We start from the raw sequence: 17,056 nt of genomic DNA on the forward strand, positions 1-17,056 counted from the left end.
GCCACGCACATCGTGGTCTCGGTCGGGCCATAGGCGTTGACCATCACCCGCCCCGGCGCCCACCGATCCACCACCTCAACCGGGCAGGCCTCACCGACCACCGCCAACGCCGCCGACTCCAACCCCTCAGACGGCAACGCCGCCACCGCCGACGGGGTCTGAGTGACGACATCGACCTGTTCAGCGACTAGCACGTGGTGCAAGTCGTGCGGTGACCCGGTTACCGGCTCGGGCACCACCACCAGCCGCCCACCGCGCAACAGCGCACCAAAGATCTCCCACACCGACACGTCGAAAGCCAACGAATGACACAGCGCCCACACGCCCGCACCTGGCAGGCCGGCATCCAACGACCCCAACAGCTGGGTCACGTTGCGATGGGTGATCGCCACGCCTTTCGGCACCCCGGTGGTACCCGAGGTGTAGATCAGGTAGGCGATAGCGTCGGGGGCCGGCGCCGGCAGGCCCGTGCACGGCTGAGCCTCAACAGCGGGATCGTTGACGTCGACGATCACCACGTCATGCCCGTCGAGCCGCTCGGCCAGCCCCGCCGTGGTGATCACCGCCGTCGGCGCGGCATCGGCCAGCACGAACCCGGTCCGCTCCGCCGGCAGCCCCGGGTCGATCGGCAGATACGCCGCCCCCGTCTTGAGCACCGCCAGGATCGCCACGACCGCCTCGGCCGACCGGGACAACAGCAGCGCCACACAGGCGCCCGGGCCCGCCCCCCGGCCGGCCAGCAAGTGCGCCAACCGATTTGAGGACTCATCGAGGTCCCGGTACGTCATTGAACGGGCTTCGAAGGTCACCGCCACCGCCTCCGGTATCCGGGCCACCCACTCAGCGAAGAGCACCGGAATCGACACCGACGTGCTCACCGACTCGCTCAACACCGCCCGGTTACCGATCTCACCCAACCGGGCATACTCACCCTCACCGAGCAGATCCACCGACGAGAGCCGCCGTGTCGGGTCGGCGGTCATCGCCACCAACACCCGCTCCAACCGCTCGACCAAATCGCGGACGTCACAATCAGAAAGCCATTGGCCAGCGCCCCCGAACCCACTTGTCGTAGCGCCGGGCTGCATGCCGAGAAAAAGCCGATCATGGTCGCTGAAAAAGTCCAGTCCAAGCTGATCGACGAGATTAGTATGCGTCAGGGTCCCCGAAACCGTAGCACCAGCAATATTTGCCAGATTTGTCGTCGGAATGAAATTAAGAATTATGCGATTCGACGTATGCGCGGAGCCTCGGGGGCGCTTGTTTTCAATAGCGTGCACCGGGAACCGCTGATGGTGCAACGCTTCCCGCAGTCGCGTGTCGACGTGTTCACAAAAACTGGCAACCGCGGAGTCCGGCGAAGCTTTCAATACCAGTGGGACGAACCCGGTAACCATTCCGGGAACCGTCTGTGTCTCCGGACGCACCCGCCTGCTTACCGGAAATTCGAACACCACCTCCGAGGTCTCGACGTCGCACCCACCCACCAGCAGCGCGCACGCCGCAGCAATCACCGACGAGCGACGCACCCCCAGCGCCTGCGACAACTCCTGGATCCCGGCGACAACGACAGGATCCAATTCAACCGGCGGAGAAGATTCATATGAATCACGGCCGCCCGCGGCGGGCGCCCACCGATAACGCGGTTCGTTTTCCGCCGGCAGGTTCTTGGTCCAATAGGCCTGATCCTCGAGATAATCGGCGGACGCTTCGTATTCTGACTCGCAAGCAATCAGATCACTCAGCGATCCAAAAAAGACCGGTGGAATCGGCGCGCCCGAAGCCACGGCACTATAGACATCTCCGATCCGATGACAAATAAGAGCAAGGCCGATTCCGTCCGCCACGATATGATGGCAGCACACGAAAAGATAAAATTCATCTGCCCGCGTCTGCAACAACGCAAATTTAAACAGCGGACCACTAAGCGGCATCACCGTGCGCTGAATCGCGGATGCCAACCGATAGGCTTCCTGGACAGGATCCTGCGAGCCCATGCACTCATAGCAGGCAAGCTCGACATCCGGGTAATCAACCGCCTCTTGGAACACGTGGCCATCGACCTGGAAAAAAACGGCTCTAAGTGGTTCGGCCTCGCGCACCACTTGACGGATCGTCTGCTCGAGCAACCACGGGTCGACCGTGCCCTCGATTCGCAGAAGATAGCCCAGCTGCCACCTCGCACCTTGGCGATCCGTTTCCTGCGCAAGCCATATATCCAGCTGTCCGCGCGTCAGCGGGAATGGCCCACCATCAACATCCGTCAGTTGTTCGCGCCCAACCACCAGCGCCCGGTCATCAATCGTCATCGGATTCCCTTGCGGTCTACTTGCCAGAACCCCGGCGCGCTGCCGCCAGCCTGTTCCGTAGAGACTTCGGCCGGATATCGGGCCAGTTCTCTTCGATGTAGTTCAGGCACGCGGCGCGGTCCGTGTCGCCATAAACGATCTGCCAGCCGGCTGGAACGTCGGCGAACGCCGGCCACAGGCTGTGTTGCTCTTCGTTGTTCATCAAGACGAAGAAGCTGCCGTTGTCGTCATCGAACGGATTGGTACTCACAAGTCCTCCAAATCCTCGGTTTGGCATGGGTCGGGCACTTCAGTGCACTTGCTGTTTTCGACCGGGGCGCTGGAGGGCTTGACCCAGCAACGGTCTCGACATGATCGGGAGCGTATGGGTTTCAATCCTGTTGTCAGGCTTATCAAGCCGGGTAGCGTAGTAACTGCGCGCACATAGAGTGGTTAGCGCAAGCCGACAGAGTGGTGACTCCTTCAGCGACGCGCAAATACTCAACCGAAAATGGATGTACCGGCGCGGATTTGATTCTGCGACAGCGGTTTTCACCGAGGATGCTGGCTCGAAGCTGTTACGCGGCCCGGCCAGCAGACCCGCCCCGCTGAGCAGCACGAATTACCGCGGTCCGCGATGTCCATGGGTCGTTGCGGAACGTCGTCATGACGCGCCGGGGTCGTCGTCCTGTGTCGCGGACAAATCCAGGTTCAGCAGCTGGACGAGCTGGTCGCGGTGGTTGACTCCAAGTTTGGAGAACAGACGGTACAGGTGTCCCTCCACCGTGCGCACCGAAATGACCAGCCGGTTGGCGATCTCACGGTTGGACAATCCGGCCGCGACCAGCATCACGATCTGACGCTCACGGCCGCTAAAGGGAAGCGGGCGCGCCGCGGCCTCGAGCGCCGGTGTACGCAGTCCGCACTGGTTGGCCAAGGCGTGTGCCCAGGTCGACGACTCGATCTCCTCGCGCCGGTCGCCCCGGCGGGAATGTTCGCTGGCCGCCTGCGCCGATGCATCGGCGGCGAAAGCCAATGCGCCGAGATCGGCGAATTTGTGTGCGGCGACATCGAGCAGATGGCCGTCATGTTGGGCCAGACCGCGGGCATGGTCAGCGACTGCCTGCGCCGATGGCGAGTTCAGCCTCCGGGCGAGCTCATCCACCCGCTCAGCCTGCGAACGGTCGCCGAAGCGCACAGCCGCATGGCGTGCCCGCATCTCCGCTACGTGCATCCCGGCTGTCCGGGCGGCTTGGGCCGCTTGCATCGCATGCGTCTGGGTAGCGATCGTGTCGCCGGCAGCTGCCCGCTCCCAGGCCCGGGCGAGCTCGAGTTCCGGCAAGAACACCGCGACGTGCGGTCCATAGGTGTCCTCCGCACGCCGCAACGCAGCGGCGGCCGCCGCGACATCTCCCCGCATCCCCTCGGCCTGGGCAAGCAGGGCAGCCACCACCAACAACCAAGGTGACGGAAAGCCTTGGGACAGTTGCGAGATCGACCGGCTGAGAGTGGCGCACGCTGACGGGAGCTCACCGCGGGAGACCTGCACGAGTCCCAGCATCGCGTCGACCATGGCCTCCGCTGCGGGAAGACCGACAGCCAGCGCAGCGTAACGCCCGTGGATTCGGTCGGCTGCCGGATAGTCACCAGCAGCGGTCGCGACCATAACCTCGGCCAGTCCGACGGCGAACCGCTGCGCTCCCGCTCTGCAGAGCGCCGTCGCGCGCACGCCGGCAGCGGCTATGCGGCCGACTTCGGAAAACCGCCCGGCCGCCATCAAGGCACCGCATGTCGCGACAGCCGCCAACACGGTGGCCATCGGCACTACATCGGGCTCGCACAGCCTCGGCCCAATCTCAATCGTCGTCTCAACGTCGCCGCAGAAGAACCCGATCGAAATCTCCAACGCGGTGATCAGCTGGAGGCCGCTTTCGGTCACGAGACGCTGTTTCACCTCGGCCAGTACGCGCTTCGCGGTGTCGGCGTCACCGCACCCCCACGCCAGGTTGGCAGCGCGCAGACAGCCCCACCGCGCGACCAGCCATTCGTCGGCGTCATTGACATCGACGCCCAGAAGAATGGAATCGGCCTCCTCGCCGCGTCCCTGCCAACTCACCGCCTCGGCAAGCACCAACGCCGCCGGCAGGCCACCACCGCGATCGACGGCGAACCTTGCCAGCTCCTCGCCCAGCGCCACATTCGACATCGCCAATGCACTGGCCGCCGCGGTGACCACCACCTCGAGGTCGGGCTCCAAGTCGCTTCGCATCATGAACTGAGCCAACCGGATTCGGCCCCGCGGATCCGAGAATTGCGAGCGCCGCCCACCTGCCCGCAGGTGCCTTCGAAGGGTTTTCGCCAAGATGCCATTGAGTTGCCGCGAACGCACCACCCCGGCATGGCGGGTCGCCGCTTCACCGAGCATGGGGTGATTCAACTGCGCCAAGGTGTGGGATCCGTCGACGACCAACTGGATCAGACCGCGGCGATCGAGGGTTGCCATCGCATCGGCATCGCAGATGTCGCGCAGAATCTCCCACTCCAGCACCTCGGCGGTGGCCAAAATCTCCACCACCTCCAGCTCCTCTGGACTCAGCGATAGCAGCCGAAACTCCAAAACATCACGAAGTTCACGATCCGCGCGCAACGGGCCCCGAAGTTGCCAGCCCTCCTCGGTATGAACCAAGGCCCCACTTTCACGCCCTGCGGTCAGAAAACCGCGCAGTAGCAACAGATTTCCCGCACTGCGCTCAAATAACTCGTCAACCAAACGAAAATCGACCGGACCACCCAGAACCGCGCCGGCCAGCAGCGCGGTCTGCTCGCGGGTGAACGGGTCGACGTGAACAGTCAACAACAGGCGCTCTTTCAACAACGCAGTCACCGCATCCAGCACCTGCTCACCCGACCGGATCGTCACGATCAACCGCGCACCGCCGCCTGCAGCAAGCTGATTGACCAAGGTGGCCGACAACGGATCAAGCAACTGGGCCTCGTCGACCACCACCACCAGGTTCTTGTCTTGGCCCAAGATGTTATGCGCAGCGGCCAGCATCATGGCCGGCTCATGCCCCACCCCGAGACTCACCGCTCGAGAAAACGCACCCAGCGGCACTGCGTGGCCGGTTTGGGTGCCCAACGCGAATCGCACCGTACGCCCCGCCGACTCAACCGTCTTCGCCAGCATGCGCGCCAGCGTCGACTTACCCACCCCACTGTCACCGACCAGTGCCACCCCGTGGAATTCCCCGTTATTGAGAGCCGCCAGCGACCGCCGGAATTCCACATCGCGCCCCACGATGGGCCACGTCGACCCATTTAGTCTCTGCGTCAAAGGTGTATCTCCCCGTTCCCGGAGGCTGCCGATGCGGCGACCAGTCTGCTTACCGTCTGCCGCAAGCCAGTGCGTTCCTCTGCCCGACGAGACGTTCGGAGCTCATTGCCGCTACATAACGGCTGAACTCGCTGCCGCCAAATAACGCCTGAAAGAGTCCAGCGAAGCCGAGGTCCCGTTTCCGTAGCCTGATGGGAGTCGCTTCTCGACGGTCAACGATTCGCACAGCTGGACCGTTTCTGCGGGTCCGGACGGGTCGACATGGTGATCGACGATCGCGACCGTGCGCTTCCGACTGCCTATCATGTGCGGAGCGTATGGCCCCTCAAGCGGGCCTCGTCGGAAGCCACATACAAGTCGAGTGGTATGCGCGCGGAGATAGAGTAGGGGCGCCTAAAACCGCAAGAGCCGACAGCGAAAACTCAGCCAGTCCGAGGGTGATCAAGGCTCCTGTAGCCCGACGACCCCTCGCCGAGGGGTGACACCTCGCGTTGCGCGGACGGCTCCCTGCGGGTCAGGCAGATGAGTTGCTCCCGAGTGTTGATGCCGAGTCTGGCGAAGATGCGGTACAGGTGTCCCTCCACCGTGCGCACCGAGATGACCAACCGGTTGGCGATCTGGCGATTGGACAGACCGGCCGCGACCAGCATCACGATCTGGCGCTCACGGCCGCTGAACGGAAGCGGGGACGCCGCCGCCGCAACCGCCGGTGTGCGTGCCCCGCATTGGCTGGCCAGAGCGTGCGCCCACGTCGACGACTCGAATTTCTCACCGCGGTCGCCTCTGCAGGCATGTTCGCTGGCCGCCTGCGCCGATGCATCGGCGGCGAAAGCCAATGCGCCGAGATCGGCGAATTTGTGTGCGGTGACATCGAGCAGATGGCCGTCATGTTGGGCCAGTCCGCGGGCATGGTCGGCGACCGCCTCGGCCAACGCGGTGTTCAGCATACGAGCAAGTTTCTCCAACCGCCTGGCCTGCGAACGATCGCCGAAGCGCACAGCTGCATGGCGTGCCCGTAGCTCGACCGCGTGCATCCCGGCTGCTTCCGCGATTTGCGCGGCTTGCACCGCATGCGTCTGGGCGGCCGCCGTCTCGCCGACCGACGCTCGCTCCCAGGCCCGGGCAAGCTCGAGTTCTGGCAAGAACACCGCGACGTGCGGCCCGTAGGCCTTGTCCGCATGCCGCAACGCAGCGGCAGCCGCCGCGCCATCTCCCCGCTCCCCTTCCGCCTGGGCAAGCAGGGCGGCCACCAGCGCCAACCAAGGGGACGGAAAACCCTGGGCGAACACCACAACCGAGTCGACGAATGCGGAGCACGCTGACGCGAGCTCCCCACGTGCAACGTGCACGAGCCCGAGCATCGCGTCGACCATGGCCTTCGCTTCAGGAAGACCGGCAGCCATCGCGGCATAACGCTTATAGACCCGCTCTACCGCGCGATCATCGCCGGCGGCGCTCGCGGCCATGACTTCCATCATCCCGATGTTGAATTGATGCGGCCCCAGTCCGCACAGCCGAGAAGCACGCAGCCCGAGTTCGGCTATGCGGCTGACTTCGGAAAACCGCCCGGCGGCCGCCAAGGCGCCGCATGTTGGGAAAACCGCCCACGCGGTCGCTGTCGGTGATAAATCGGACTCGCACAAGCCCAGCCCAAGTTCAATAGTCGTCTCAACGTCGCCATGGAAGTAACCCATGGACACCTCCAGCGCGGTGAGCAGCCGGATGCCGGCCTCGGACGCCACACGCTTTTTCACGTCATCGAGCGCCCGGGTGGCCGCTTCAACGTCTCCGCAGCCGAAGTGCAAATTGGCAGCGCGCAAACATCCCCACCGCGCGATCAGCCACTCGTCGTCGTCGCTGGGTTCGGCGTCGACAAGCACGGAATCGGCCTCCTCGCCGCGGCCCTGCCAACTCATGGCCTCGGCAAGCACCAACGCGGCCGGCAGACCACCACCACGATCTACCGCGAACCGTGCAAGCTCTTCGCCCAGCGCCACATTCGACATCGCCAACGCATCCGCCGCGGCTTCGATCACCACATCGAGGTCGGGCTCCAGGTCGCTTCGCATCATGAACTGGGCCAACCGGATTCGGCCCTGTAGGCCGGGCAGCCTCAGCAGCCGGCCTCCGGCCCGCTCATGTTTTTGCAGAGCCCGCACCAATTTGCCGTTGACTTGCCTCGAGCGCACCGTCCCGGCGTACCGGGTCGCCGCTTCGCCGAGCATGGGCTGATTCAACTGGGCCACGGCATGGGACCCGTCGGCGACCAACTGGATGAGACCACGGCGCTCCAGAGTTGTTACCACGTCGGCATCGCAGATGTCACGCAGCACCTCCCACTTCAGCCGCTCGGCAGTGGCCAAGATCTCCACCACCTCCAGCTCCGCTGGACTCAGCGATTGCAGCCGAAACTCCAACGCATCGTGAAGTTCGCGATCTGCGCGCAACGGGCCCCGAAGTTGCCAGCCCTCTTCCGTACGGACCAACGTCCCACTTTCTTGCCCCGCGGTCAGAAAACCGCGTAGTAGCAACGGATTTCCCGCGCTGCGCTCGAACAATTCGTCAACCAATGCCGACTCGACCGGACCACCCAGGACCACGCCGGCCAGCAGTGCGGTCTGCTCGCGGGTGAACGGATCGACGTGGACGGTCAGCAGCAGGCGCTCTTTCAACAGCGCGGTCACCGCGTCCGAGACCGGCTCACCGGATCGGATTGTCATGATCAACCGCGCGCTGCGGTCAGCGGCAAGCTGATTGACCAAGGTGGCCGACAAGGGATCGAGCAACTGCGCGTCGTCGACCACCGCCACCAGGTTTTTCTCTTGGCACAGCGACATGTGCGCCGCGGCCAGCATGACCGCCGGTTCGTGTGCGACCCCAAGGGTCACCGCGCGAGAAAACGCACCCAGCGGCACTGCGTAGCCCGTTTGAGTGCCCAGCGCGAAATGCACCGTGCGACCGGCCGACTCGACCGTCTTCGCCAGCATGCGCGCCAGCGTCGACTTGCCCACGCCGCTGTCGCCCACCAACGCCACCCCGTGGAATTCGTCGTTACCCAGGGCCGCCAGCGACCGCCGGAATTCCACATCTCGCCCCACGATGGGCCACGTGGACCCATTTACGCCCTGCACCGGAAAACCCTAGTTCTGGTGAGGGCGTATCGGCGCCCTGGCGTTCAGAAACGTCGCGTTCATCAAAGCCACATCCCGTTGGTGAAGTTCAATACCCAAATGGGCCGTTCGGCCCAGCGGTAGCAGCTACACCACGCCTATGCGGCTTACTACGATCCCGAGGTACCGGTCGCCGCAGCAGATTGCCCGATGACGGCTGCGCTGATCCATTCCCCGTACGCACCGGACCTCACTCCCTCTTATGGTCCAGCAGTTATCGCAAAATATACCTGAAATACTGACCCTCAGCAAATAGCATCGACTGCGCGAAATTCGACACCAGTGTTAATTAACGTGCTGGTTATACAGCTGTTTCATAGGAACCATGGCACGATTGAGGTATGGACGTCAGCAAATAATCCATATCCGCCTGATGCACGGCGGCGGAACCACGCCAATGCGGGCGGGCGGTTCTGCTTACCGATCAGCACCGGCGCGGCGCTTACAGCTCCACGCCCAGTAGCGCATCGATCGCCGCCGCCACCAGCCGGGGCGACTCGGCGTCGTGGCCACCGTATTCGAGCGCATCGGTCGTCCAACCATCAAGTGCGGCAAGCGCTTTAGGGGTGTCGAGGTCGTCGGCCAAATATTGGCGCACCCGCGCGATCACGTCGGCGGCGTCCGGGCCGGCCGGTAGCGCGGCCGCGGTGCGCCAGCGCTGCAGCCGAGCGATGGCCTCGTCGAGCACCTGCTCGCTCCAAAAGCGATCGCCGCGGTAGTGCCCGGCCAGCAGCCCCAACCGGATGGCCGCCGGTTCGACACCTTGTGCACGCAGCCTCGACACCAGCACCAGGTTGCCGCGACTCTTGGACATCTTGTGCCCATCCCAGCCGATCATCCCAGCGTGCACGTAGTGGCGCGCGAATCGTCTTTCGCCCCGGACACATTCGGCGTGCGCCGCGGTGAACTCATGATGCGGGAAGATCAGGTCGCTGCCCCCGCCCTGAATGTCGAGGCCGCTGCCGATGCGGCTGAGCGCGATCGCCGCGCACTCGACATGCCAGCCGGGTCGGCCCTCGCCGAACGGCGACGGCCAGCTGGGCTCCCCGGGCCGCGCCGCCCGCCACAACAGGGCGTCGAGCTGGTCGATCTTGCCGGGCCGCTGCGGGTCGCCGCCGCGCTCGGAGAACAGGCGCAGCATGGTGTCGCGGTCATAGCCCGATTCGTAGCCGAACTGGGGCGTGGCGTCGGCCCGGTAGTAGATGTCCGGGTATTCGCCCTCGACCACGTAGGCCGCCCCGGACGCCAGCATCTTCTCGACCAGCTCGACGACCTCGGGGATCGCCTCGGTCACCCCGACATAATCGCTTGGCGCCAGCATGCGCAGCGCAGCCATGTCCTCGCGGAACAGCGATACTTCACGCTCGCTCAGCTCCCGCCAATCGACGCCGTCGCGCTCCGCGCGCTCCAACAGCGGATCGTCGACGTCGGTGACGTTTTGGACGTAGTGGACCTCGTGGCCGAGATCCAGCCACTGCCGGTAGATCAGATCGAACGCCAGATAGGTTGCGGCGTGGCCGAGGTGCGTCGCGTCATAGGGGGTGATGCCGCAGACATACATCGTGGCCGTCGACCCCGACGCCACGGGACGCACCTGTCGATCAGATGTGTCGTACAGCCGTAGCTCCGGGCCGCGCCCCGCCAGCACGGGGACCTGTGGGGAAGACCAGGACTGCATGGCAATCAGCCTAAGCGTGGCGATGATGCAGGCCGGAATCGACCGCCGTCCTGCGTCCCGGAAGCGCTATCGCCCCCGCAGGATTCGTGGTTTGCTAACAGCGGTATCGAGCAAATTCACCCAACGTCGACGAGCGAGGTGGTTGCGATGTCGACCCACACACCTGACCGAACAGACACCGCGGGCGCGGCCACGCACCAAGAAGTCGTGGTCACCTGCCCGGCGACGGCACAGGTCGTCGGCCACGTCCCGGTCGCCACCGCCGGCGAAGTCGAGGCCGTGGCCACCCGGCTGCGGGCGGCTCAGCCGATGTGGCAGCAAATGGGAGTCGACGGCCGCGCACGGTGGCTGGGCAAGTGGCGCGACTGGATGCTCGATCATCGCGATGAGCTGTTGACACCGCTGCAACTCGAAACGGGCAAGTCCTGGGGCGACACCGGCGTGGAGATCTCCGCGGTGCAGATCATCAACTATTGGATCGACAACGCCGCCGAATTTCTCGCCGATCAGACGGTGCGCCCCTACGGCGCCGCCAACGCGGGCAAGAAGCTGACCGTGGTCTATGCGCCCTATCAACTCGTCGGGGTCATCACCCCGTGGAACGGGCCCCTGTCCGTGCCGCTACTCGACATCCCCGCCGCGCTGATGGCCGGGTGCGCCGTGCTGTCCAAACCCTCCGAGTTCACCCCCCTGGCATGGCGGGTCGCGGTCGAGGGTTGGAAGCAGATCGGCGCGCCGAATGTGCTGGACGTGGTGTTCGGTTACGGGGAAACCGGTGCGGCACTGGTCAATACGGTCGACTACGTGATGTTCACCGGATCGGTCGGCACTGGGCGCCGCATCGCCGTCGCGGCGGCCGAGCGGCTGATCCCCTGCAGCCTGGAGCTCGGGGGCAAGGACGCGATGATTGTGTGCGCCGACGCCGACATCGACCGCGCCGTCGACGGCGCGGTGTGGGGTGGGTTCTTCTACACCGGGCAGGTATGTATCTCGGTGGAACGGGTCTACGTCGAGGAGCCGGTCTACGACGAGTTCGTAAAGAAGTTGGTGGCCAAGACATCTGCGCTGCGCAACGGCATGGATGCCGGGCACGATTACTCCTGCGAAGTCGGGTCGATGACCACTGAACAGCAACTCGCGGTCGTGTCCCGCCATGTCGACGACGCCGTGAGCAAGGGCGCGAACGTGCTTGTCGGCGGGAAGGCGGGCGGCGACGGCGGCGGCTTGTTCTACGAGCCGACCGTGCTGGTCGACGTGAACCACGACATGGCGTGCATGCGCGAAGAGACCTTCGGCCCCACGCTTCCGGTCATGAAGGTCCGCGACCTCGCGGAAGCCATTGCAAAGGCCAATGACTCCAATCTGGGGTTGTCCGGCAGCGTGTGGACGAGCGACAAAAGCAAGGCGATGAACGTTGCGCGGCAAATGAATACGGGCAGCGTCAACATCAACAACGTCGTCACAAGCCTGTTGCAGTTTGGGCTGCCGATGGTCGGATGGAAGGAATCGGGGATCGGTTCGCGCTCCGGTGGTGCCGACGGCATCCGCAAGTACTGCCGCCAGAAAGCCATTGTTGCCGAGCGGATCGCGCTGAAAAAGGAACTGCTGTGGTACCCCTACAGTCGCAAGAAGGGGACCCTCGTGGAAAACGCTGTCCGCCTGCTGTCAGCGAAAGACTGGCGACGCCGGCTCGGACGCCAGGCCGCCTAACGCCACGCGTCGCGAATGGCAGTCAACAGGATTGGTGCCAACTCGGCGCGGCACATCACGAAGTCGGGCAGGTACGGGTCGAGCTGGTTGTAGCGCATCGGTGATCCGTCGAGCCGCGAGGCGTGCATCCCGGCGGCCATCACCACCCCGGCCGGGGCCGCCGAGTCCCACTCCCACTGCCCGCCCGCGTGCACGTAGGCGTCGACATCGCCGTCGATGATGGCCATCGCCTTGGCGCCCGCCGAACCGATGGCCACGGGCTGAATGGGCAACGTCTGCCGCATCCGATACAAGACCGCCGGGGGCCGGGTCGCGCTGACGGCGATGCGGATGCTGTCCGTCACGCCGACACGCGCGGCGCCGGCGGTCACGGTGTCACTGCGGTAGACGATGTTTCCACGCGCGGGCAACGACACCGCCGCGTCGGTGATCTCGCGCTGGCCGTTGCTGGGCCGTTGCCATAGCGCGATGTGGACGGCCCAGTCGTCGCGGCCCGGCGTGGAGAACTCGCGGGTGCCGTCCAGCGGGTCGATGATCCACACCCGGTCGTGCTGCAGCCGGGACAGGTCGTCGTAGGCCTCCTCGCTGAGCACTCCGTCGTCGGGCCGCTCGACACGCAACCGGCGCAGGATCAGTTCGTTCGCCAGGCTGTCCCCCGCGTCGCCCAGCGCCCAGGGATAGCCGAACCCCACTTCGTCACGGACTTTGAGCAGTAACTCCCCCGCATCGGCGGCGAGATCGGCGGCCAGCGCCGCGTCGGTCAATTCAGCCGACTCGTCGTCGGGGGCATCGCTCACCGGTTCAGTATCGCCGACGGCATGGCATGGCCTTCACCGATGGCTACGCCGCGCTTGCGATCGCCGCTAGAAAGCGGGCCACGGAATCGGACGATGCCGGTTGGGCACGGGCATCACCGGATTGTCCAGCAGTGCGTGCGCGCGCATGCCCAGCGCGGCGATCTCCGCGCGGGTGATGTGTTCGGCCAATTCGTCGCCGAACGAGCCGGTGAGGGCCTCGGCCAGCCCGGCGACGGCCTTGCACGTTTGACCGTCGATCGGCTTGCCGGCCCATCCCCACAGCACGGTCCGCAGCTTGTTCTCCACGTGCAGGCACACCCCATGGTCGACCCCGAAGATGTGGCCGTCGAGGTCGCGCAGGACGTGGCCGCCCTTGCGGTCGGCGTTGTTGACCAGCACGTCGAACACCGCCATCCGCCACAGCCGAATATCGTCGGCGTGCATCAACACGACCTCGTCGCCGGCGTAGTCGTGGGCGCGCAGCACCGGCAGGTAGCCGGGCTGGGCGTTACCGGCGGGGAACAGGTCGACCAGGTCCGGACCCGGCCGCGGATCGGTGCCCACCGTGTCGCCGGGCTGCTGCACCCACTGCTGCAGCATGCCCGGGCCCGCCGGCCCGTGGCGAATGATCGTGTAGGGCACGATGTTCCACCCCAATCGCGCGGACACCAGGTACGCGCCCCGCTCGCGGCCGGCCAACGTTCCGTCGGGAAAATCCCACAGCGGCGCCTCACCGGCCACCGGCTTGTAGACGCAATGCACCGCGCGCTCGTCGAGCGTCGATTCGCACAAGAAGGTGGCGTTGCTGGCCGAGCGGATCCGTCCGATGACCGTCAGCTCGCCGTCGCGCAACACCTCATGGTCGTCATATCTCGGGGTCATCGTCTGACCCGAGCAGCGCGTTGCGCCGATAGCCGTTGGCGCGTGCGCAGATATGTCCCTCCGGATCCAACGGTTCGTCGCACAGCGGGCACGGTGGACGCCCCGCCGAGATCACGCGGCTGGAGCGGGTGGCGAACTGCCGCGCGGACTCCGGTGTCAAGAACACCCGTACTGCGTCGGGACCCTCCTCGGTGTCGTCGAGCACCACCGACGCGTCGAACTCGGCATCGGTGACGGCCAGCAGCTCGACCACGACGGTCTGGGCCTCCGAATCCCAGCCCAGGCCCATGGTCCCGACCCGAAACTCGGCGTCCACGGGTGTGATCAACGGCTTCAGGTCCTCGACCTCGGCGGGCTCCGGGGGAACCGGCGTGCCGAACCTGCGATTAACCTCGAGCAGCAGCGCGCCGATGCGTTCGGCCAGCACGGCAACCTGCTGCTTCTCCAAGATCACCGACACCACCCGGGCGTCGTGCACCGCCTGGATGTAGAACGTGCGGTTTCCGGGCTGGCCAACGGTCCCGGCCACGAAGCGGTCGGGTGTGCGGAAGACGTGAATTGCGCGGGACATGGCACCTCCAAAATACCGGCTGTTGCCGTCGCCGTGCGATCCGATAGTGGTGGCAGCCGAATTAATCCGTGGAACCGCCGACCACGGCGTCGCTGGACGGCACCCCGGTGGCCGGTGGCGCCTGCGGCTCGCCGTTGGATTGCCCGTCCGTTTCCGCCTTTGCCTCTTCCTTCGGGGGCGGCCCGGCGCGCAATGCGGCGGACAACCGGGCGCCGGTGTGGTTGACGTGCAACACAAACGGGCGCAGCTCGGTGTAGCGGATCACGCTGACCGATGCCGGATCGGCGGTGACGCGCTGGAAGCCGTCCAGGTGGATGCCATACGCGTCGGCGATGACCGCTTTGATGACATCACCGTGAGTGCAAGCGACCCACAGCGCGTCGCCACCATGCTCGGCCGCGAGGCGTCGATCGTGCTCGCGGACGGCGGCGACCGCCCGCGCCTGCACCTGCGCCAGGCCCTCGCCGCCGGGAAAGACCGCCGCGCTGGGATGAGCCTGAACGACCTTCCACAAGGGCTCGCTCACCAGCTCGCCGATTTTGCGGCCGGTCCATTCTCCGTAGTCCACTTCGGCAAGCCGATCATCGACGAGCGGCGCCAGACACAGCGCCTCGGCCAGGGGCTCGAGGGTGCGACGGCAGCGCAACAGCGGCGAGGTGATCAATTCCCGAACCGGCAGATCACCGATCCGGTCGATCAGCCCGGCGGCTTGTTCCCGGCCCTTGTCATCGAGGTCGACGCCCTCGGAACGACCGGCGAGAATGCCCGCGGTGTTCGAGCTGGAGCGGCCGTGTCGCAACAGGATGACGGTCATATCGACCACGACGCTACCCGGTGCGCGGCGCCGCTACCGCAGGTGACTAGCCCGACGGCGGCGCGGCGTGCGCCACGGAGTCGCGCACCGCCGCGCTCAGACTGCGTTCGTCCGTGAGGTCGATATCGACCAGGCTGCGGACTGCGGTGGCGACCACCTCGTCGGCCTGCGGGACAGGTCCGGCAAGACGCGGCCGGTAAACCTCGACGACGAGTGATCCGCTTTCGATGTGGAACGAAAAACTTCGTCCATCACCGACTTGTCCGTATCCGCTAGCGAAAATACCTGTCGACATGTCTTCGACAGCAAACTCTTTCTGCGTCATATGACGGTCAGCGGTGACGGCCATGAGCAGACGATACCTCGCCAGTACGGCCGAAGACGGGCAGCATGGCCCTGTTGGACGCGAGAGCGTTCCTTAGAATTTGGGTTCCACCGCCGCACCGTGAGGGAAACGAATTGCTGCCACGACAAGGACGTCACAAGCTGGCAGCTCAAGGCGGTTTGGTGGGTATAGCGGTTTTGCTGACCGTGACGGTCGGGTGCTCGTCGAATCCGCTTCAGAGCGCGCCGCGCACCATCGAACCCGCGCTGGCGGCCGTGTCGCCGCCGGTGTCACAGCCTCCCGCCGGCGCGGTGCGCCCGCTGGCCGCCCGCGCCGCGGCGGCGGTGTTCGACGGCGGCACCGGCCAGCTGGCGGTTTTGGCGCCAGGTGCCGACGCGGCAGGCCCCACCAGCGTTGCCGTTTTCGGTGACCCGCAGGCCGCCCCCCGCATCGTCGACCTGCCGGGACCGGCGACCGCGCTGACCGCCGACGGCCACGGAACCGTCTACCTCGCCGCACGCGGCGGCTACTTCGCGGTCGACCTGACCACCGGCCACGCGGCGCGGGTGGGCGTCACCGAGGCCGCCCAGAGCGAATTCACCGCGGTGGCCCAACGCGCCGACGGCAAGCTGGTGTTGGGCAGCGCCGACGGCGCTGTCTACACCCTGGCTTCTCCGACGCCGGGCGCCGTGACCAGTGCGAGCGTCGAGACCCGGAACAAGATCTTCGCGCGCGTCGATTGCCTTGCCACACAAGGCAATACGACGGTCGTGCTGGACCGCGGACAGACGTCTGTGACGACGATTGGCGCCGACGGTCACGTCCAGCAGGCGCTGCGCGCCGGCAGGGGCGCCACCACCATGGCCGCCGACGCGCTGGGCCGGGTCCTGGTCGCCGATACCCGCGGCGGCCAGCTGCTGGTGTACGGCGTGGACCCGCTGATCCTGCGTCAGGCCTACCCGGTCTCCCAGGCGCCCTACGGCCTGGCCGGTTCCCGCGCGTTAGCCTGGGTTTCGGCGACACTTTCCAATATCGTCATTGGTTACGATCTGTCCACCGGAATTCCCGTCGAAAAGGTGCGTTACCCCACCGTGCAGCAACCGAACTCACTGGCCTTCGACGAAGCGTCGGACACCTTGTACGTGGTGTCGGGATCCGGTGCGGGAGTTCAGGTCATCGACCACGCGGCGGGTAGGCGTTGACCGCGGCCCGGCGCAGCCGCTTGCCCGCGGGCTGGGACACCGAGATGTCCGACGAATACGAATGGGTGCCGCTGCGCCTGCCCCCGGAAGTCACCCGGGTCAGCGCGTCCACCCGTTTGTCCATCGAGGCCGAATACCGCGGCTGGGAGTTGACCAGAGTGCGCCTCTACACCGACGGCAGTAGACGAGTTTTGTTGCGCCGCAAGAAGTCTCGTTTCGACGCTGCGGGCGTCGAGGGGCGACGGCCCGACCAGCCCGAACTGTGACGCCCGAGCGACCACGCGA

Annotated in this window: 13 protein-coding genes; 3 read left to right on the plus strand and 10 right to left on the minus strand. The window is 65.7% G+C overall.

What is annotated here, in order from left to right; genetic code table 11:
* The 5 genes from A5775_RS21065 to mshC all read right to left on the minus strand — a co-directional run.
* Window positions 1-2,309, minus strand: a 2,309-nt coding sequence (locus A5775_RS21065) for an AMP-binding protein (protein WP_156660793.1), incomplete at its 3' end; no start/stop codon positions are given.
* Window positions 2,310-2,325: 16 nt separating this feature from the next.
* Complete coding sequence (locus A5775_RS21070; protein ID WP_067256690.1) at window positions 2,326-2,559, minus strand: MbtH family protein; 234 nt, start codon at window positions 2,557-2,559, stop codon at window positions 2,326-2,328.
* A gap of 393 nt (window positions 2,560-2,952) precedes the next feature.
* On the minus strand, window positions 2,953-5,574 hold the full coding sequence (locus A5775_RS21075) for a LuxR C-terminal-related transcriptional regulator (protein ID WP_067256795.1): 2,622 nt from the start codon (window positions 5,572-5,574) through the stop codon (window positions 2,953-2,955).
* A 470-nt stretch (window positions 5,575-6,044) separates the two neighbouring features.
* Window positions 6,045-8,720 (minus strand): LuxR family transcriptional regulator, encoded by a 2,676-nt coding sequence (locus A5775_RS21080; protein ID WP_082953104.1) that lies wholly within the window; start codon window positions 8,718-8,720, stop codon window positions 6,045-6,047.
* A 514-nt stretch (window positions 8,721-9,234) separates the two neighbouring features.
* Window positions 9,235-10,470: a cysteine--1-D-myo-inosityl 2-amino-2-deoxy-alpha-D-glucopyranoside ligase gene (gene mshC, locus A5775_RS21085; protein WP_067256694.1), complete on the minus strand. Its 1,236-nt coding sequence runs from the start codon at window positions 10,468-10,470 to the stop codon at window positions 9,235-9,237.
* A gap of 147 nt (window positions 10,471-10,617) precedes the next feature.
* Between mshC and A5775_RS21090 the strand changes: the two genes are divergently transcribed.
* Complete coding sequence (locus A5775_RS21090; RefSeq protein WP_067256696.1) at window positions 10,618-12,180, plus strand: aldehyde dehydrogenase family protein; 1,563 nt, start codon at window positions 10,618-10,620, stop codon at window positions 12,178-12,180.
* Here the strand turns inward: A5775_RS21090 and A5775_RS21095 are convergent.
* The 5 genes from A5775_RS21095 to A5775_RS21115 form a co-directional block, all read right to left on the minus strand.
* Window positions 12,177-12,977 carry a 3'(2'),5'-bisphosphate nucleotidase CysQ gene (locus A5775_RS21095; RefSeq protein WP_067256698.1) on the minus strand — a complete coding sequence of 267 codons (801 nt, stop codon included), beginning with the start codon at window positions 12,975-12,977 and terminating at the stop codon, window positions 12,177-12,179. The genes A5775_RS21090 and A5775_RS21095 overlap by 4 nt on opposite strands.
* A gap of 66 nt (window positions 12,978-13,043) precedes the next feature.
* Window positions 13,044-13,859, minus strand: a complete 816-nt coding sequence (locus A5775_RS21100) for an SCO1664 family protein (RefSeq protein ID WP_067256700.1) — start codon at window positions 13,857-13,859, stop codon at window positions 13,044-13,046.
* Window positions 13,843-14,430, minus strand: a complete 588-nt coding sequence (locus A5775_RS21105) for a DUF3090 domain-containing protein (protein WP_067256702.1) — start codon at window positions 14,428-14,430, stop codon at window positions 13,843-13,845. The genes A5775_RS21100 and A5775_RS21105 overlap by 17 nt, the downstream gene beginning before the upstream one ends.
* A gap of 61 nt (window positions 14,431-14,491) precedes the next feature.
* Window positions 14,492-15,244, minus strand: a complete 753-nt coding sequence (locus A5775_RS21110) for a histidine phosphatase family protein (protein ID WP_067256704.1) — start codon at window positions 15,242-15,244, stop codon at window positions 14,492-14,494.
* Window positions 15,245-15,290: 46 nt separating this feature from the next.
* Window positions 15,291-15,593, minus strand: a complete 303-nt coding sequence (locus A5775_RS21115) for a hypothetical protein (protein WP_067256707.1) — start codon at window positions 15,591-15,593, stop codon at window positions 15,291-15,293.
* 110 nt (window positions 15,594-15,703) lie between these two features.
* Here A5775_RS21115 and A5775_RS21120 point away from each other — a divergent pair, with 110 nt between their 5' ends.
* Both A5775_RS21120 and A5775_RS21125 read left to right on the plus strand, forming a co-directional pair.
* Window positions 15,704-16,771 carry a YncE family protein gene (locus A5775_RS21120; protein ID WP_369827897.1) on the plus strand — a complete coding sequence of 356 codons (1,068 nt, stop codon included), beginning with the start codon at window positions 15,704-15,706 and terminating at the stop codon, window positions 16,769-16,771.
* The gene (locus A5775_RS21125; protein ID WP_067256710.1) at window positions 16,768-17,037 is read left to right on the plus strand and encodes a DUF5703 family protein; all 270 of its coding nucleotides are present in this window, start codon (window positions 16,768-16,770) and stop codon (window positions 17,035-17,037) included. The genes A5775_RS21120 and A5775_RS21125 overlap by 4 nt, the downstream gene beginning before the upstream one ends.
* Window positions 17,038-17,056 lie beyond the last annotated feature (19 nt).

It is taken from the genome of Mycobacterium sp. 852002-10029_SCH5224772, assembly GCF_001667315.1.
Lineage (GTDB): Bacteria > Actinomycetota > Actinomycetes > Mycobacteriales > Mycobacteriaceae > Mycobacterium.